Source organism: Embleya hyalina (assembly GCF_003967355.1).
GTDB classification, from domain to species: domain Bacteria; phylum Actinomycetota; class Actinomycetes; order Streptomycetales; family Streptomycetaceae; genus Embleya; species Embleya hyalina.
Genome location: NZ_BIFH01000018.1, coordinates 98,589 through 114,962, shown reverse-complemented (window position 1 = coordinate 114,962; position 16,374 = coordinate 98,589). Strand labels below are relative to the sequence as shown.

General features: G+C 73.3%; 17 protein-coding genes. 8 read left to right on the top strand and 9 right to left on the bottom strand.

Annotation, left to right across the window (positions count from 1 at the left end; translation table 11 throughout):
• The first annotated feature begins 2 nt into the window (after positions 1–2).
• Positions 3–1,136: a pyridoxal phosphate-dependent aminotransferase gene (locus EMA17_RS16165; RefSeq protein WP_126637718.1), complete on the top strand. Its 1,134-nt coding sequence runs from the start codon at positions 3–5 to the stop codon at positions 1,134–1,136.
• Positions 1,137–1,171: 35 nt separating this feature from the next.
• Here EMA17_RS16165 and EMA17_RS16160 read toward each other — a convergent pair whose 3' ends face one another.
• From EMA17_RS16160 to EMA17_RS16135, 6 genes are all read right to left on the bottom strand, one after another.
• Complete coding sequence (locus EMA17_RS16160) at positions 1,172–2,689, bottom strand: purine-cytosine permease family protein (RefSeq protein ID WP_126637717.1); 1,518 nt, start codon at positions 2,687–2,689, stop codon at positions 1,172–1,174.
• Positions 2,690–2,715: 26 nt separating this feature from the next.
• Positions 2,716–3,984: a M20 family metallopeptidase gene (locus tag EMA17_RS16155; protein WP_126637716.1), complete on the bottom strand. Its 1,269-nt coding sequence runs from the start codon at positions 3,982–3,984 to the stop codon at positions 2,716–2,718.
• The gene (locus EMA17_RS16150) at positions 3,984–4,892 is read right to left on the bottom strand and encodes a DUF1028 domain-containing protein (RefSeq protein ID WP_126637715.1); all 909 of its coding nucleotides are present in this window, start codon (positions 4,890–4,892) and stop codon (positions 3,984–3,986) included. The genes EMA17_RS16155 and EMA17_RS16150 overlap by 1 nt, the downstream gene beginning before the upstream one ends.
• An 86-nt stretch (positions 4,893–4,978) precedes the next feature.
• Complete coding sequence (locus EMA17_RS16145) at positions 4,979–5,977, bottom strand: LLM class flavin-dependent oxidoreductase (protein WP_126637714.1); 999 nt, start codon at positions 5,975–5,977, stop codon at positions 4,979–4,981.
• Between the two features lie 4 nt (positions 5,978–5,981).
• Complete coding sequence (locus EMA17_RS16140) at positions 5,982–6,530, bottom strand: YybH family protein (protein ID WP_126637713.1); 549 nt, start codon at positions 6,528–6,530, stop codon at positions 5,982–5,984.
• Between the two features lie 28 nt (positions 6,531–6,558).
• The gene (locus EMA17_RS16135) at positions 6,559–7,419 is read right to left on the bottom strand and encodes an alpha/beta fold hydrolase (protein WP_160161426.1); all 861 of its coding nucleotides are present in this window, start codon (positions 7,417–7,419) and stop codon (positions 6,559–6,561) included.
• A gap of 93 nt (positions 7,420–7,512) precedes the next feature.
• On the opposite strand from EMA17_RS16135, the gene EMA17_RS16130 reads away from it, so the two are divergent.
• Positions 7,513–8,433, top strand: a complete 921-nt coding sequence (locus EMA17_RS16130; RefSeq protein WP_126637711.1) for a MerR family transcriptional regulator — start codon at positions 7,513–7,515, stop codon at positions 8,431–8,433.
• Between the two features lie 9 nt (positions 8,434–8,442).
• Here EMA17_RS16130 and EMA17_RS16125 read toward each other — a convergent pair whose 3' ends face one another.
• Entirely contained in the window at positions 8,443–9,744 is a 1,302-nt protein-coding gene (locus EMA17_RS16125; RefSeq protein WP_126637710.1) for a PP2C family protein-serine/threonine phosphatase, read from the bottom strand.
• A gap of 166 nt (positions 9,745–9,910) precedes the next feature.
• On the bottom strand, positions 9,911–10,249 hold the full coding sequence (locus tag EMA17_RS16120) for a GNAT family N-acetyltransferase (RefSeq protein WP_126637709.1): 339 nt from the start codon (positions 10,247–10,249) through the stop codon (positions 9,911–9,913).
• Between the two features lie 113 nt (positions 10,250–10,362).
• Between EMA17_RS16120 and EMA17_RS16115 the strand changes: the two genes are divergently transcribed.
• The 4 genes from EMA17_RS16115 to EMA17_RS16100 all read left to right on the top strand — a co-directional run bounded on the left by EMA17_RS16115 (position 10,363) and on the right by EMA17_RS16100 (position 13,486).
• Positions 10,363–10,860 (top strand): carboxymuconolactone decarboxylase family protein, encoded by a 498-nt coding sequence (locus EMA17_RS16115; RefSeq protein WP_126637708.1) that lies wholly within the window; start codon positions 10,363–10,365, stop codon positions 10,858–10,860.
• Positions 10,861–11,008: 148 nt separating this feature from the next.
• Positions 11,009–11,875 (top strand): PhzF family phenazine biosynthesis protein, encoded by an 867-nt coding sequence (locus EMA17_RS16110; RefSeq protein WP_246126702.1) that lies wholly within the window; start codon positions 11,009–11,011, stop codon positions 11,873–11,875.
• Positions 11,876–11,908: 33 nt separating this feature from the next.
• On the top strand, positions 11,909–12,898 hold the full coding sequence (locus EMA17_RS16105; RefSeq protein WP_126637706.1) for a YobF C-terminal domain-containing protein: 990 nt from the start codon (positions 11,909–11,911) through the stop codon (positions 12,896–12,898).
• A gap of 117 nt (positions 12,899–13,015) precedes the next feature.
• Entirely contained in the window at positions 13,016–13,486 is a 471-nt protein-coding gene (locus EMA17_RS16100; protein WP_126637705.1) for a nuclear transport factor 2 family protein, read from the top strand.
• On the opposite strand, the gene EMA17_RS16095 is transcribed toward EMA17_RS16100, so the two are convergent.
• A complete protein-coding gene (locus EMA17_RS16095) occupies positions 13,476–14,447 on the bottom strand; it encodes an alpha/beta hydrolase (protein WP_126637704.1) in 972 nt (323 codons plus the stop codon). The two genes, EMA17_RS16100 and EMA17_RS16095, sit on opposite strands and share 11 nt — an antisense overlap.
• Before the next feature lie 111 nt (positions 14,448–14,558).
• Here EMA17_RS16095 and EMA17_RS16090 point away from each other — a divergent pair, with 111 nt between their 5' ends.
• Both EMA17_RS16090 and EMA17_RS16085 read left to right on the top strand, forming a co-directional pair.
• A complete protein-coding gene (locus tag EMA17_RS16090) occupies positions 14,559–15,140 on the top strand; it encodes a TetR/AcrR family transcriptional regulator (protein WP_126637703.1) in 582 nt (193 codons plus the stop codon).
• A 132-nt stretch (positions 15,141–15,272) separates the two neighbouring features.
• Entirely contained in the window at positions 15,273–15,737 is a 465-nt protein-coding gene (locus EMA17_RS16085; RefSeq protein ID WP_170222179.1) for a hypothetical protein, read from the top strand.
• The last annotated feature ends 637 nt before the right edge of the window (positions 15,738–16,374 follow it).

Genomic DNA, 16,374 nt, shown 5'->3' with positions numbered 1-16,374 from the left:
CCATGACCCGGCTGCCCGATTTCCGCCTGGAAACGTACTTCTCCCGCTGGGAGTTCACCGCCCGCCACCACCTGACCGCGTCCGACGCGCGGACCATGACGCTGGGCGCGCTGCTCGAACTGGCGGACGACACCGACCGGGACGCCTTCGAACACCTGTCCCTGGGCTACACCGAGACCTTCGGCGACCCGGGCCTGCGCGCGGCGATCGCCGACACCTACGAGCACATCGAGCCGGACGACGTCATCTGCTTCGCGGGCGCCGAGGAGGCCCTGTACGTGGCGATGAACGTGCTTCTCGACGCCGGCGACCACGCGGTCGTGACGACCCCGAACTATCAGTCCGCCGAGACCGTTCCGCTGGCCCTGTGCGAGGTCACCGGCGTGGCGCTCGACCCGGCGCGGGACTGGGCCCTGGACCTCGACGCGGTGCTCGCCGCGATCCGCCCGAACACCCGGGTCGTCTCGGTGAACTTCCCGCACAACCCCACGGGCAAGGTCGTCGACCGCGCCGAATTCGCCGCCCTGGTCCGGCTGTGCGACGAGCGTGGGATCCATCTGTTCAGCGACGAGGTGTATCGCGGCCTCGAACGCGACCCGGCCCGCACCCTGCCCCAGGCCGCCGACCTGTCGCCGCACGCCCTGTCGCTGAACGTGACCTCGAAGTCCCTCGGCCTGCCCGGCCTGCGCATCGGCTGGATCGCCTGCCGCGACCGGGCCCTGCGCTCGCGCCTGGAGCGGGCCAAGCACTACACCACGATCTGCAACTCCGCGCCGAGCGAGGTGTTGGCCAGGATCGCCCTGAAGGCCCGCGAGACGATCCTGGCCCGCAACCGCGCCCTGATCACCGCCAACCTGACGGTGTTCGACGCGTTCTTCGCCGAGTACCCCGACGACTTCGAGTGGCGGGCCCCCGACGGGGGATGCGTCGCCTACCCCCGCTACCTCGGCGCCGAGGGGGTCGAGGCGTTCTGTACCCGCCTGGTGGAGGAGGCGGGCGTGCTCCTGCTCCCCGCGAGCATCTACCGCTCCGACCTCACCCCGACCCCCACCGACCGTTTTCGCGTCGGCGTCGGCCGCGACCACGCGGAGGCCGCCTTGTCCGCCCTCTCCACCTGGCTGCGCACCGGCCGCTGACGCCGATCCGCGCCGCGCGGTCGCCGACGCCCGGATCACCCGGCGGAGCGCGGCCGTCCCGTGGCGCGTGGCGCCGAGCGCACGACGGCGCTCGGACCGTCGAGCCGGTTCCGGCTGTCCCGGATCGCCTCCTGCTCCCGCGCCGGATCGAAGCCCCGGGTGGCCAGGAAGTAGGCGGTGCCGGAGACCACCAGGCCGACGACGAACGCGATGTCGGCGCCGTCGAGCGCGTCGACCATGGGCCCGGTGTAGAAACCGGTGGTCATGAACGGGATCAGCGCGGCCACGCCGAGCGCGTAGGAGAGCAGGCCCGCGCGGCCCCAGCGGCCGTAGATGCTGTCGGGGCTGAAGATCTCGGTGATGGCGTAGTGGCCCCGGCGTACGAAGTAGTAGTCGATGAGGTTGACCGCGGTCCAGGGGGCCAGGACGTAGAGGATGAGGGTGATGAAGTCGTTGAAGCTGTCCAGGTACTTCCCCGGCAGGCCCTCGGCCACGGCGAAGACGACCGCGGCGCCGACGGCGACGCCGACGATACGGGTGCGGGCGGTCAGCGCGATCGGCCGGAAGGCGTGCACGATGCTCAGGCCCGAGAGCATCGCGCCGTAGAGGTTGACGCCCATGATGGCGATCGCGCTGGGGACCAGGACCGCGACCACGGCGGTCTTGCCGAATCCGGAGAAGAGCGTGTCGCCGATGTCCTGGAGATTGACCAGCGCGTCGGGGACCGGAACGGAACCGGCGATGAAGTTTCCGAGCACCATCAGCCAGATCGCCGACAGGGCGGCCCCGGCGTAGGTCCAGCCGATCACCCCGCGCGCGGAGGTGTCCGCGGGCAGGTATCTGGAGTAGTCGGAGACGTAGACGGCGTAGCCGAGTTGGTAGCCGGCGGCGGCGACGAACTGGGCGAGCGCGGCGGCCCAGGTGAAGGAGGCGGTGTGCGGGTCGTGATGCGGGCTCAGGTGCGTCAGGGCGAGGACGGTGAGGATCCCGAAGACGGGCACGACCAGGTACGGCAGCAGGCGCAGCACGGTGTGCAGCAGGTCGTAGCCGACGATCGCGAGCACGGCCGCGAGCAGCACGATCACCACCGCCCACAGCGTGGCCGAGCCGGGCAGCACCGTTTCGAGCACCTGGGAGGCCAGCAGTACGCCGAACGCGCTGAAGCCGATGTAGACGCAGATGACGGCGAGCATCGGCACGAGCGCGCCGCGGGTGCCGAACTGGGCGCGCGACTGGATCATCTGGGGCAGGCCCATGGTGGGCCCCTGGTTGGCGTGGAACGCCATGAAGCAGGTGCCGAACAGGATGCCCAGGACGGTGGCCGTGATCGACCAGCCGACGGACAGTCCCATGACCGGTCCGGCGAACCCGACGACCATGGTGGTCGGCACGAACTGTCCGGTGAACCAGAACGGTGCCTGGTGCCAGGCGCGGCCGTGTCGCTCGGACTGCGGGATGTAGTCGATCGAACGTGTTTCCAGGACCGGGCCGCTGCGCGAGTTCTCGCCGGGTGCCGGCTGCGGGCTCCTCGTCGCGCCTGTGTGGTCAGCCATGTGCCCTCCTTCACGTGGGGCAGAATCTACAGTTGTCTGCCGGTTTGTCTGCTCGGGGAGACGCGGCCGTTGTCGGCCTGTGCCACGAAGTCGGCGAATCCCGCGATGGCGCGGGCGAAGGTGCGCGCGGCGAGGGTGAGGTCGCCGATCCCGACCCACTCGTCGGCGCCGTGGGCCTGCTCGATCGAGCCGGGGCCGTAGACGACGGTGGGGATGCCGAGGCGATTGCGCAGGAAGCGGGCGTCGGAGCCGAGCGAGAGGCCGATGAAGCCCTCGTCCGGCGCGACGCGCGAGCGGGTTCGGGTGCTCGGGCGGGGTCGGCACGTGTCGACGAAGTCCGCGAAGGGGTGCGGCAGGGGCAGCTCGGACGCCTCGCAGAAGAACGTCGGCAGTACACGATGGTCGACGTCGGGGCAGCTCGCTTCGATGACGCGCACGATCGAGGCGTACACGTCGTCGGCGCTCTCCCCGGGCAGCGTGCGCCGGTCGATGGTCAGCTCGCAGGCGGGGGCGATCACGTTGGCCGCGACGCCGCCGCGCACCATCGCCACGTTGCACGTCGGGCTGCCGAGCAGCGGGTGCGGCCGGTCGTGGAAGCGGGCCAGGTGCAGGGCGGTGGTGATCCGCGCCGCGTCGGCAACCGCGGAGCGGCCGAGCGCCGGTTCGCCGCCGTGTCCCGCCGTGCCGAAGACCTCGATCCGGGCCTGCCAGGAGCCGCGTTCGGCCACCGCGACCCGCAGCCCGGTCGGCTCGGGGACGATGCACGCGTCGGCCCGGACCAGGCCGGCGTCGACGAGTGCCGCCGTACCGTGAGCGCCGCCGGTCTCCTCGTCGGCGACGAGGTGGAAGACGATGTCGGCGTCCGGTGCGAGGCCGGCGTCGAGGCAGGCGCGCAGCCCCTCGACGGCGGCGGCGATCCCGCCCTTCATGTCCGCCGCGCCGCGTCCGATCAGCCGCCCGCCGCGGACGACCGCGTCGAACGGCGGCGTGGTCCAGTCCGCCTCGACCACGGGCACCACGTCCACGTGGCCGTTGATCAGCAGGGTCGGCCGCCCGGGCGCGCCGGTGCCGTACCGGGCGAGCACCGACGGCCGGCCGCCGCCGGACGTGAACACCTCGGTGTCGCAGCCGATCGCGCCCAGCAGGTCGAGCAGCACGGGTACGGCCGCGGACTCCCGGCCGGGCGGGTTGCGGGTGTCGACGCGTACCAGGTCGGCCGCGGTGCGGGCGACCCGATCCACCCGGACGAAGGCGTCGACGGCGGACTCGGGTGTGTGCGGCGAGGCAGTGGTCATCAGCGCGCCACCTCGCTCCGCGGCAGGATCCCGACCTGCGCCAGGCCACGCGCGAACTCGGCCAACTGCGGCCGTCCGGCGCTCAGTTCGTCGATCAGCGCACGCCCCGCGTCGACCCGGCCGCTGCGCAGCAGCACCACCGCCCGCCACAGGTCCGCCTCACGGTTGGCGCCGAGGCCGATCGCGGCGGACGCGAGCGAGGCGACGGTCTCCCGGGCCCGGTCCGCGACGATCCCCGAGGCGTCGCCGATGACCAGGGGCGGGGCGAACAGGGCCGCCCCGATCGCCCGGAAGCCCTCGTGGATGGGCAGCAGCCGGCGCAACTCCGCCACCGGGTCGGCGTGGTCGTCGACCCGGATGTCCGCGAGCACGTGCCGCCAGGGCCGCTCGTCCCGGACCGGGCCGACCACCTTGAGCACCGCCGACTGCGATCCCCGCGCGTCTCCCCCGGCCCGTTCGCCCGCGAGCAGCGCCGCGACGAGCCGGTCGGCGTGCGTCGAGGTGGAGGCGCGGTGGGTGGCGAGCATGGCCGCGCACACGGTGTCCGAGGCGAGCATGTTGCCCATCGCGGCCATGCCGTCGCCGCGCGCGACGCCGGTGTGCGGCGCGCAGCCGGTGCCGCCGAAGCAGGCGTGGTGGCCGGTGGCGTCCATCACGATCGCCTGGCGATACTCGGCCTGCGGGTCCGCCGACGTGAGCGTGTCGAGTACGTCGTCGGGCGTCGCGCCCGCCCGCAGCAGCGCCAGGCCCTGGTGCGGCCAGTCGGTGTTGGCGAACGCCTGGCTGACCACCACGCCGACGCCGGCCTCGGCGTCGCCCACGACGGAGCCCACGGCGAAGAAGTGCGACTGCGAGGCGAACCCCAGGGAGCCGTCGTCGGGATTGAAGCTCACCATCGAATAGGTCATCGGAATCTCCGATCGCTGTCGTGTGCCGTGTCGTGTGCCGTTGTGGGGCGGCCGGCCCGGAGCGCCGGGCCCGGCCGCCCGACGTCTCAGCCGCCGGCGCGTCCCGGAAGCAGCGGAAGCAGTTCGCGCGCGAGTTGGTCGACCTGTGCCTCGACGTCCCGGTCGGGGTCGAGGCAGAGCGCGACGCAGTCCGCCCCGGCCTCGGCGAGGAGCGTGATCCGCTTGGCGCAGTCGGCGGGGGTGCCGACCACCGCCAGTTCCTCGATCCAGGAGTCCGGGATGGCCCGTACCGCGTCCTCGAAGTCCAGCGCGGCCAGTGCCTCGGCCTCGTCGGCGATCCCGTGCGCCTCGGTCATCGGGTTGCGCGGTCCGGCGAGGAGGTACAGCCCGAACAGCTCGCGCAGTCGCTCGCGGGCGACGGCGGCGTCCGGGTCGACCGAGCACAGCGCGTACGCGACCAGGTCGTGCCCGGTCCCGGCGCCGCCGGCGGCCACCCGCTCGGCCGCCCAGCGCACGTAGCGCGTGCCGGCCAGCACCGAGAGCACGGTCCCGTCGGCCGAACCGCCCGACATGGCCAGCGCCTTGGGGCCGCCGACACCGGCCAGGATGGACGGCACCACCGCCGGCGGATGCGCCAGTCGCACCTCGCGGGCCTGATACGACGACGCCTCGACGGTCAGCGTCTCCCCGGCGAGGAGGGTGCGCAGCCCGGCGATGACATCGCGGACCGAGGCCAGCGGCGTCCTGGTCCGGATCGCCATCTGGTCCAGCCAGTCCGGGACCCCGGCGCCGACCCCGGCACTGAGCCGGCCCGGGTACAGACCGGCGAGCGTGGCCAACTCCATGGCCAGCAACGCGGGATGGCGCGAGGTGGTGGGCACGATGCCGATGCCGACCGGGAGTTCGGTCGCGGCCAGCACGGCACCGGCGGCGGCGATCGCGCCGGTGTAGAAGTAGTCCTCGCCGACCCACAGTTCGTCGAAGCCGCCGCGCTCGGCGGCGCCGGCCGCAGCGACGATCTCGGCCGGTCGTTGCGAACTGCCCAGCACGAGGGCGATTCGTGGGGCGCGTCCGGTGGTGGTCATCTGCTCAGACGCCCTTCGGGAGCGGGTTCCAGGGTGTCCACCCCAGGCCGCGGCTGTTGGTGGAGTCGTCGAACCCGGGCCGCTTCTCGTCCGGGTCGGGCAGTGCGGTGATGTGGGTGTGCCACATGCGCCATTCGGGTGCGCCGGTGCCACTGTCGCGGTGGTAGATCTCGGTGGCCCGGCCGAGCGTCGCGTCGACCGAGTCGACCGTCCACTCGCCGCCGTCCAGCATCTCCGCGTCGATGGTGAACTCGCAGGCCAGCCAGGCGGTGTCGCCGCGGACCTCCAGGCGCATGATCCGGGTCTGCAAACCGCCGGTCTGCGCGATGAGTTCGCGGTACCACTTCCACAACGCGACCTTCTCGGTCATGTCGAAGTACGGGTGCCCGTTGAAGTTGAACATCAGATACTCGTCGCCGGGCGACGGGAACACCTCGACCATGCGGTCGATGTCCCAGCCGATGTTGGACTCCCACCACTGCCGGTGCAGGCGCAGGATCTCGGCGATGTCCGCCTCGGGCGCGGTGCGTTCCGTGTACGGGGTGTCGGTCATGCTCGGCTTTCCTTTCGGGTGATCGGATCTAGGGGTTGACGGCGCGCTCCGGGTCGCGGCGGGGTTGGTGCGGCCGGGTGCCGTCGACGAGGGAGGCGATGTACGCCGCGACCCGGGCGGGTGCGGTGTACATGGGCAGGTGTCCGTGTCCGACCAGGACGGCGAGCCGGCCGCCGGTCAGGTCCGCGAAGGCGCGGGAGTCCGCGACGGGGCAACCCCGGTCGCCGTCCCCGACGATGGCGAGGGTCGGGCAGCGCACGCGGGGCGCCGCGTCCAGCCCGGCCGCCGCCGCGGCGGCCGTCCAGATCGCCGCCGCCGTGTCGTCGGGGTTGACGCTGATGTCGGCCGCGACGGCGGCGAACAGGGCTTCGTCCAGGCCCGGTTCGTCGGCGAGCACGTCCAACACGGCCTGCCGTACCCCGACCTCGGCGATGGCCGCCAGGAACTCCCGCGTATCCGCCGGTTCGGCGGCGCGGAAGGCTCCGCCGACCGTGGTCACGCTCGCGACCCGGTCCGGGTGCGCCGCCGCGAGTTCGACCGCCACGGCGGCGCCGACGGACGCGCCGACCACGTGCACCCGCGCCACGTCCAGCGCGTCCAGGAGGGCCACGCACTCCGACACCCACCGGGCCGGGCCGTAGCCGGCGCGACGGGGCGACGCGCCGTGCCCGGACAGGTCGACGGCCACGCACCGCCAGTCGGCCGGCAGCGCCGCGAGCACGGTGCGCCAGCACCGCGCCCGGAGGTTGGCCGGGTGGACGAGGAGCACCGTGGGGGAACCGGGCCGGCCACCCTGCCTGAGCAGGGCGGACGTCGAGTGCGTGGTCGCGTCCGCATCCGCGTTCGTGTCCGCCGTCGTGCCGAAGACGATTCGTTCCAGGGACGACATCGAGGCTCCCTTCTCCGCTTGGGGCGCCATAGTTACAGTAACGATGTAAGTTTGTCGAGAGCGGAGATCGCGAACCGCCCTAGACTCCGGGTCATGAGTTGGCGAACGATCGGCGATGTCGCGGCCGAGGTCGGGGTCAGTCCCCAGACCCTGCGCGCGTGGGAGAAGCAGGACCTGCTCGTACCGGACCGGACGCCGGGCGGGCAACGCCGCTACGGTCCCGAGCACGTCGGCCGGGCCCGCCAGATCGCCGACCTGCGCCGCAGACACGGCTGGAATCCCGCCGCGATCCGCACCTCACTCGGCGAACCGGACCCCGCCGACGCCGCTCCCCCGGCCGCCGACCAACCGGCCGCCGACGCACCGGCCGACGGCGGTCGGCTGCGCCGCGCCCGGCTGGCGAGCGGCCTGTCCCTGAAGGAACTCGCCGCGCTGACCGGCACGTCCGTGTCCCACCTGTCCTCGATCGAGCGCAGCGTGGAACGCGCCTCGACCCAGCTGATCGCCCGGATCACCGACGCGCTCGGCGTCCCGATGAGCAGCCTCGCGTCCTTCACCCGGACCAACGCCAGCGTGGTCCGCGCCGACCAGCGGGCGAGCGTCGTCCTGGAGGGTGGCGTGCAGTGGGAGGAACTGCTCCTGCCCGGCCACGACCTGGAACCGGCGCTGCTGACCATTCCGCCGCGCGGATCCAGCGGCGGACCCTACTCCCGGCCGGGCGAGTCCTTCGCGTTCCTGATGTCCGGATCGCTCCGCGTCCGGGTCGGCGGCGGACTCGGCGACCACGCGCGGGTCGCCGAACCGATAGACGTCGCCGAGGGCGACTCGGTCGCCTTCCCGTCCCGCACCCTGATCTCCTGGGAGAACGTGGGCCGAAAGACCGCCCGGGCGATCTGGATCGAAGTGCTCTCCCCCAAGGCCTGGTCCGACCCGATGACCCGACGCATCATCAAGGCCGCGTCCGGCTTCACCCCACCGGACGAGCCCGCGCCGGACCGGGACGAACGGGCCTGACCGGGCCGCTCACCGGGGACGCACGCGCGCCGCGAGCAGCGCGATGTCGTCCTCTCCCGTCTGCGGGGCGAGACCGAGGAGCACCCCGTCGAGCAGGTCGTCGAGCGCGCCCCCGGCGGGCGGGCGAAGGGCCGCGAGCCGGGCCAGCGAATCGTCGATGTCCTGGCCCCGGCGCTCGACCAGGCCGTCGGTGTACAGCAGCAGCGTCTCGTCGGGCAGGAGCCGGCGGGTGAGCGGTTCGTAGCCGCCGACACCGGTGCCCAGCGGTGGTCCGGTGGGGATTTCCAGGAGTTCGACGGGACGGCCGGCGGCCATCAGGGCCGGCGGCAGGTGGCCGGCGCTGGCGAAGGTCCAGCGGTCCCGTCCCGGGTCGGCGAGGGCGAGCAGGCAGGTCGCCGGCCGGGCCGACTCCCGCGCGTCTATCAGCGCGTCGAGGCGGCGCAGGATGCGGTGCGGGGGCAGGTCCATCGTGGCGACCTGGCGCAGCGTCGCGCGGTAGTGGCTCATGTCGACGGCGGCCTCGATGCCGTGTCCCATCACGTCGCCCATCACCAGGAGGGTGCGCCCGAACGACAACCGCACCACCTCGTACCAGTCCCCGCCGACCACCGAGGTGGTCCCGGACGGCAGGTAGCGGAAGGCCAGTTCGAGGTTGGGGTGGGGGGTGCCGGGTTCGGTGAGCAGGGCCCGCTGGAGGTCGACGGCGATGCCCTGGGCGTGTGTGTAGCGGCGCGCCTTGTCGATGGCGACCGCGGCGCGGGCGGCCAGGTCCTCGACGAGCAGGGCCGCCTCGTCGGTGAAGTCGTGCGCCGAACCCGGGGCGCGGGCGAGGACGAGCACACCGACCCGGCGGCCGTGCACCACCAGCGGGACGACGAGGGTGGTGTGGATGCCGGCGGCGTGCAGGACGGTCAGGGTGTCGGTGGGGTCGGTGGGGTCGGTGGGGTCGGTGGGGTCGGTGGGGTCGGTGGGCGGCGTGCCCGGCGGCGGGTGCGGACTCGGGTGGCGTTCGACCACGTTCCCCGTCCGGTGCAGCACGAACGCGCCGGGCGGGACGAGCGGGGCGAGTCGCGAACGGAGTTCGGCGGTGTGCACCAGTGCCGCCCGACGCAGCCGGGCCCGGCCGGGCGGCACGGCGTGTTCCGGCGCGTCGGGTGGGACCACGTCGACGATCGCCAGGTCCGCCATCGCCGGCACGACGAACTCGGCCAGTTCGGCGCAGGTGGTGTCCATGTCCAGGGTGGTGCCGACCCGCAGCGTGGCGGCGTCGAGCACGGCGAGGCGGTGTTGTCCCGCGTCGGCCTCGGTCACGGCGGCGACGATACCCGCAGTCCGGCCCCGGATGTGCGATTGCCGATGGCACGGGTGAGCGAAGCGGTTCACACCGGACGATTCGCCGCGCACGATCCCGCCCGGGCGGTCGGTCGCGAACGGCCCGGAGCGGGTCGGCGGCCGGCCGACCAGGGGATCGGTCGGGTCAGCCCCGGGCCTCCCGCAGCCACTCCAGGATCTCGGGGGTCACCGGGTCGACGAGGTCGGCGAACTCCTCGTGCTTGCCCAGGAACTGCTTGACGTAGGGGCAGCCCGGGACCACCCGCATACCCGCGGCCCGCACGTCGTTCAGCGCCTCCCGTACCAGCACCGAGGCCAGGCCCCGGCCGGCGAACGCGTCGTCGATCCTGGTGTGGTAGAACACGCGCTGCTCACCGCGATCGTGATACGCGGTGAGACCGGCGAACGCGTCGTCGACGCGAATCTCGTAGCGGTGCCGGTCGGCAACGTTGTGGACGGTGGGTACAACGGCCTGCTCCGACATCGCGAATCCTTCGTGGGGGGCTGGTTGAGCCGGATTGCGAAAGTTCCACTTTCAACAATCACGATGTTGATGATAGGACGTGCGACGAGGGATCGCGCGATCGAGGAGTGCAGATGACCGAAGCGGTAGTGCCGGCCCAGGACCGACGTGTCTACATCGACAAGCAGAGCCCCGCCGCGTACAAGGCGTTGCTCGCGACCGCCGAGGCCGTGCACGACGTCGCCGCCGAGGCCGGTCTGGAACGACCGCTCGTCGAATTGCTGAACATCCGGGTGTCCCAGCTCAATACCTGCGCGTTCTGCCTCGACCTGCACACCCGGACCGCGCTGCGCGCGGGCGAGACGCCGCAGCGGATCGCCGTACTGCCCGCCTGGCGCGACACCGTCCTGTTCGACGCCCGGGAGCGGGCGGCACTGGCGCTGGCCGAGGCCACCACGCATCCCGCCGACGCGGGTGCGCAGCACACGGCGTACGAGGCGGCTCGGGCGGTGTTGTCCGATGCCGAGATCTCGGCGGTGATCTGGGTGGCGATCACGATGAACGCGTTCAACCGGGTGTCCGTGTTGAGCAAACACCCCGTACGACCGCCCGCCACGACCCGTTCGGCCTGATCCCAGGGGCGGTGACGAGCGGTGGGCGGGGACGCGCGATCGCGGGGCGGGGGGCGCGAGTCGGCCGGGCCCGGGAGGTGGGTACGGTGCTTCGCGTGACCGTCGTCGACCGACTCGCCCGCGGCTGATGCGCGGGAGTGGGCGTGGGTTGCCCGTCGCGATCGTGCACGCGTGTCTGCGCGGCGGAGGCGCGGGCGGTCGAGGCCACGGCGGCAGTCCCACCGCCGTGCTCGACGACGCGCCGCTGAGCGACGCCGAGCGGCGGCGGATACCGACCCTGTCGGGCACGTCGCACGCCGTGTTCGTCTCGGTGTGTGGGGGCCGAGGCGACGAGCCGGCGGTCTCCCTGCGCTTCTTCACCACCGAGGGGGAACTGCCCGCGTGCGGCCACGGCACGGTCGCCGCGCTGGCCTTCCTCGCCGAGCGGGCCGAGGGCGACGGGTATCGGGCCACGCTCCATACGGCGGGACGCGTCTTCACGGGTCGGGCCACGCGGCGGGCGACGCACGTCGACGCCACGTTCGACGCCGGCCGCGTCGGGCTGCGCGCGGCCACGGCGGGCGAGTGCGACCTCGTCCTGCCCGCGCTCGGCATCGCCCCCGACGCGACCGCCGCCGACATCCGGGTCGGCTCGCCGGGGCGGTCGCGGTTGCTGGTCCCCGTCGCCACCCGGTCCGCCCTCGCCGCCCTCGATCCGGATCCGGAACGACTCCGTACCGCGTGTGATCGGCTCGGCTTCCTGGGCTGCTGCGTCTACTCCGTACCGACGCCCACCGGCCGGATGGCGGCCCGCGTGTTCGCCCCGTCGATCGGCGTGCCGGAGGACATCGCGAACGCCAACAGCACCGCGTGCCTCGCCGCGCACCTGGCCGATCGGGGATTCACCGACATCGCCGTGGAGATGGGCGACTCGCTGGGCAGCCCCGCCACGATCAGCGCCGGCACCTCGGGCGCGTCGGTCCACCTGGGCGGCGCCGCGCGGGTCACCCGGACGGTGCGTCTCACACCGGGTTGACCCTCTCACCGTGTCAGGCGGTCGACTGTCCGCATGTTCGCCTACGTGGGCTCCGGCCCCTACTGCTACTCGTCCTCGCTCGCGATGGTGCTCGGCGCCGAGGCCCCGTCGCTCGCCGTCGTCGAGACCCTGACCGGCTCGCCCTTCGGCTGCCAACTGATCGGCGGCGTCGTGCCGTTGTTCGATCCGTACGCGTGGGATCCCGACCGGGGCCTCGACGACGCGATCACGCTTCTCGGCTGGTCCCACACCCGCACCGCGGGCGGTACGCCGGCGGAGGCCGTCGCCCGGCTACGGACCGCCTGCGCCCGCGAACCCGTCCTGGTCGGCCCGGTGGACATGGGTCTGCTGCACTACCAACCCGAGACCCGGGGGACCCCGGTCCAGGGCCCGGGGGTCGCCTCCCCGGGCATCGGGGACGACGTCGGCGGTCATCCCGACGTCGCCGACCACTACGTGGTGGTGCTCGAAGTCACCGACGACACCGTGCTGTTGCACGACCCGCACGGACATCCGTACGCCACCCTCCCGACCGACCGGTTCGCGGCCTCGTGGGCAGCGGAGAGGGTCGCCTACACCGACGAACCGTTCGTCATGCGGACCGACTTCGTGCGGCGCGAACAGGTCGCCCCCGCAGAGGCGTTGCGCCGCTCGCTGGCCGCGGCCGTCGGCTGGTCGGGCGGGCGCGCGGACCTGCCGATGCCGGCGGGATCCCTCGCCGGCGGCGCCGCGCTGGAACGCCTCGCCGCCCAGGTGGACGGCGGACTCGCGGCCGAGGTCCGGGCCCTCCTCGAGGTGTTCGCGATCCGCGTCGGCGTACGCCGGCTCGTCGACGCCGCGACCTGCCTGGCCGGGATCGGCCGGACCGAGGCCGCCTCGGTCGTGACCGACCAGGCCCGGATCCTCGGCGGCCTGCAATACCCCCTGGTGATCGGCGACGACCGGACCCTGGCGGCCGGGTTCCGCCGACTGGCGCCGACCTACGAGCGCCTGCACGGGGCGCTCGCCGCGTCGCTCCCGTAGGGCGCCCGGCGGCGGTTACCTATGCGTGACGGATTCGCCCCGCCCGGGCCGTGCGTACGTTCGTCGAGCGGGGACGACCGGGGCGCCCGGTCGCACGCGAACGGAAGGGCGATTCGGATGAACGCGGACACGACCTCTGACCCCACCCGCGACGTGGTGGGCGAACTCCTGCGCCGGATCGGGGCCGGCGACGTCGCGGCGATCGCCGACCTGTACGCCGAATCCGTCGACTGGAAGCTGGACTGGCCGCTCGCCGAGCACGGGAGGGCGGCAACGCCGTGGATCCGGCGGCGCACGACGGGTGCCGAGGCCGCCGAACACTACCGGCTGATCGCCGAGCACCACGTGCCGGAAGCGGTGGACACCACGGTCGAGCGGATCCTGGTCGACGGCGCGCACGCCGTCGTGCTCGGCGAGATCCGGCAGACGGCGCGCGGCACCGGGCGGGCCTACACGGCCCGCTTCGCCCTGCACCTGACCGTCGAGGACGGCCTGGTCACCCGTCATCACGTGTACGAGGACAGCCTGGCCGTGGCCGCCGCGTTCGACGGCGACGGCGACGGCCCGGCGGGCGACGTCACGCGCTGAGCGAGGCGCCGAGGAAGCCGAGGATCTCCGCCCGCGCGGACTCGGCCTGCGGCACCAGGCCCGGCAGGCTGAGGAACGCGTGCCCCGCTTCCGGGTATTCGGTCAGCCGGGTGGGCGTCCCGGTCGTGTGCAGTCGTTCGGCGTAGCGACGGCCGTGATCGGCCAGCGGGTCCCGGGTCGGCACCACCACGAGCGCCGGGGCCAGGCCGCCCGGGGTGTCGGCGTGCAGCGGCGAGAGCGGGCGCGGGTCCGTGCCCGCCGGCACCCCGAGCCGCCGGAACAGGCGCAGCACCGGCAGGGCGAGGGTCGGGGTCTGCGCGTACTCCCGTATCGAGTCGTGGTCGAACATCGTGTCCGTGACGTCGACGGCGGGGTTGACCAGCACCTGCGCCCGCAGCGGCGGCCCGGCCTCGGCGGCGCGGATGGCGACCAGCGCGCAGATCAACCCGCCGCAGCTCTCGCCCAGCACCGCGGTCCGGGCCGGGTCCACGCCCCACCGCGCGGCGTGCCGCACGATGTGGCGGTACACGTCCCAGCCGTCGTCGACGGCCGCGGCCAACGGATTCGCCGCGTCCACGAGGCGGTGCTCGACCGAGACGACGACCGCGGGCAGCCGGCCGGCGAGCCCGCTGTTGACCCAGTCGCTCTGTACCGCCGTGCCGACGAAGCCGCCGCCGTGCACGTGGAGCACGAGCGGCAGCCCGCTCCCGGCGTCCTGCCCGCGCCGCCCGTCGTGCTCGGGCGGCGCCGGCCGGTATACCCGCACCGGCAGATCGCGGCCGGGCAGCGCCAGGGTCCGCCACTCGATCGTGACGCCGGCCTCCGGCTCTCCGGTGATCGCCCGCGCGGCGTCGGACGCCCGGAAGCGGTTCTCCGCCTCGCGATAGGCGACCAGTTCCTCGGCCGTCAACGCCGACCAGTTCGGCTCCGCCGGTCGCTCGACGGCGGTGATCTCGCTCATTGTCTCTCCTCGCGCCACGGGGTGTGCTCGACCTGCCCAGGTTTCGATACCCGAGGTATCGCTACCTGAGGTATCGATACCCACGGTAGCGCAAAGGGCTATCCTGTGGCCATGACATCGACTGCCGCCGCCAGGCCGCCCGGTCGTCCGCGCGCGGGCGTCAACGACGTGGTCTTCGCCGCCACGCTGAGCACCGTCCGAGAGCTCGGTTACGCGCGCGCCACCGTCGAGCGCATCGCCGTCGCGGCGGGTGTCGCGAAGTCGACCGTCTATCGACGCTGGCCGTCGAAGGGCGCGCTGATCGTGGACTGCCTGCTGGACGCGTTCGGTCCGGCGCCGCTGGAGGGCGCCGATCGCGCCGAGGCGATGACCTCGGCCATCCGCTGGATCGCGGCGAAGATCGGCGAGCCGGGGGTGGGCGACGCGTTCGCCGGCGTGTTCAGCGACGCGGTCAGCGACCCCGCCCTGCGCGAGATCCTGTCCGCGCGGTTCCAGGACCCGTACCGCATCGCCTTTCAGAACGCGCTCGGCGAACCGGAGAACCGGGTCCTGTTCTTCATCGACGTCGTCGTCGGGACCCTGCTCCACCGCATGGGCATGACCGGCGAACCGATGGTCGAGGCCGACGTCACCGCACTGATCGAGATGATCGTGCCCCTCGTCACCCCCGACTCCGCCGCCGGCACGGCCTGAACGACCTTCGGGGCGGTCTGGCTCCGGTGCCCGGGGGCGTGGTCTCCTGGGCGCGGGGCACCGGTTGCCCCGATCGTCGTCCCGACCATCCGGTGTCGGAACGAACGTCCGGCACCTGTGAAGGAGTCCGCAGTGTCCGCATCCTCGTTATCGGGGCCTCGCACGTCGAAGCCTCGGGACGCACGGCTCGACCGTCGGCTCTTCGCCGCCGCCGCGTGTGCCGTCGCGGTCGTGGGCCTGGCCGCGCCCACGGCCGCCGCCGCGCCGAACGCCGCCGCCGTGGCGAACACCAAGTCGCTCGTGGTGCTCTGGGCCGAGGCCCGGCCGAGTTCGTTCCCGCCGAACAACGGCACGCTGACCATCGGCGGCACCTACACCTGTACCGTCGGCGGCACGGTACAGGTCGGGTTCTCCTCGCTCCAGATCATGCCGACCGCGATGCCCTCCGGCGCCGGTTTCCTGCCGTGCGGCCCGGGCGTCGTCGACGCGCCCTGGGAGTTGACCAGCCTCGGCACCCCGGACGTGCATCACGGACACGTCTCCGTCTTCCCCACCTTCGACGGAGCCGGCCAACTCCCGGTGCAGTTGACCGCGTAGCCGCGGACGAGCGGCGCCTCGGTGGTGGTCGGGCGCCGGGGCGCCGACGCGGAGGGGAAGCGGGGTCGGGGTCGGCCGAGGCACCGCCGAGGTGGCGGGCGAGGAAGCGTCCGGAGCGTTCCGACTCGAAGGCGGGCACGTCCGCGTGGCCGCCGGTGTCGGCGGGCGGGGTCTTGTCCTTCGTGCCGAACGCGTCGAGGAGGGCCGACGCCCGGTCGCGCGGGATCGACTCGTCGTCCCACCGGACGAGGAATTCGATCGGGACGGTGATCCGCGTCGCCGCCTGCATCAGGCTCCCGTGCCCGGCGAGGCCGAACACCGCCGCACCGATCCGTGGTTCGGCGGCGACGAGCGGGACGCCGATCGCGCTGCCCATGGACAGGCCCCGGTATCCGACCGGGCCGGCCGCGCCGACGTGCTCCGAGTCCCGGAGGGCGTCCAGGACGGCGCGCCACTCGGGTACCGCTCGGGCGGCCGACTCGACGCCATATTCGGTTCGGAACCCCGCGGGCGTCCGGCCGCGATCCGCTCGCGCACACCGGCCGCGAACTCCTCGTCCCGACGCGTCCTGGACCGCCCGCCGTGCCCGGGGGCGTCGGCGGCCTCGGCGGGCGTCCACGACACACCCGGCACGTCG

What these genes read in the sequence shown, in the direction of transcription:
- EMA17_RS16100 (WP_126637705.1), top strand. Translation starts at nt 13,016, where the DNA reads ATGAACGCGGACACGACCTCTGACCCCACCCGCGACGTGGTGGGCGAA.
- EMA17_RS16150 (WP_126637715.1), bottom strand. Translation starts at nt 4,892, where the DNA reads ATGACCTATTCGATGGTGAGCTTCAATCCCGACGACGGCTCCCTGGGG.
- EMA17_RS16115 (WP_126637708.1), top strand. Translation starts at nt 10,363, where the DNA reads ATGACCGAAGCGGTAGTGCCGGCCCAGGACCGACGTGTCTACATCGAC.
- EMA17_RS16120 (WP_126637709.1), bottom strand. Translation starts at nt 10,249, where the DNA reads ATGTCGGAGCAGGCCGTTGTACCCACCGTCCACAACGTTGCCGACCGG.
- EMA17_RS16095 (WP_126637704.1), bottom strand. Translation starts at nt 14,447, where the DNA reads ATGAGCGAGATCACCGCCGTCGAGCGACCGGCGGAGCCGAACTGGTCG.
- EMA17_RS16160 (WP_126637717.1), bottom strand. Translation starts at nt 2,689, where the DNA reads ATGGCTGACCACACAGGCGCGACGAGGAGCCCGCAGCCGGCACCCGGC.
- EMA17_RS16140 (WP_126637713.1), bottom strand. Translation starts at nt 6,530, where the DNA reads ATGACCGACACCCCGTACACGGAACGCACCGCGCCCGAGGCGGACATC.
- EMA17_RS16165 (WP_126637718.1), top strand. Translation starts at nt 3, where the DNA reads ATGACCCGGCTGCCCGATTTCCGCCTGGAAACGTACTTCTCCCGCTGG.
- EMA17_RS16130 (WP_126637711.1), top strand. Translation starts at nt 7,513, where the DNA reads ATGAGTTGGCGAACGATCGGCGATGTCGCGGCCGAGGTCGGGGTCAGT.
- EMA17_RS16145 (WP_126637714.1), bottom strand. Translation starts at nt 5,977, where the DNA reads ATGACCACCACCGGACGCGCCCCACGAATCGCCCTCGTGCTGGGCAGT.
- EMA17_RS16105 (WP_126637706.1), top strand. Translation starts at nt 11,909, where the DNA reads ATGTTCGCCTACGTGGGCTCCGGCCCCTACTGCTACTCGTCCTCGCTC.
- EMA17_RS16155 (WP_126637716.1), bottom strand. Translation starts at nt 3,984, where the DNA reads ATGACCACTGCCTCGCCGCACACACCCGAGTCCGCCGTCGACGCCTTC.
- EMA17_RS16090 (WP_126637703.1), top strand. Translation starts at nt 14,559, where the DNA reads ATGACATCGACTGCCGCCGCCAGGCCGCCCGGTCGTCCGCGCGCGGGC.
- EMA17_RS16135 (WP_160161426.1), bottom strand. Translation starts at nt 7,419, where the DNA reads ATGTCGTCCCTGGAACGAATCGTCTTCGGCACGACGGCGGACACGAAC.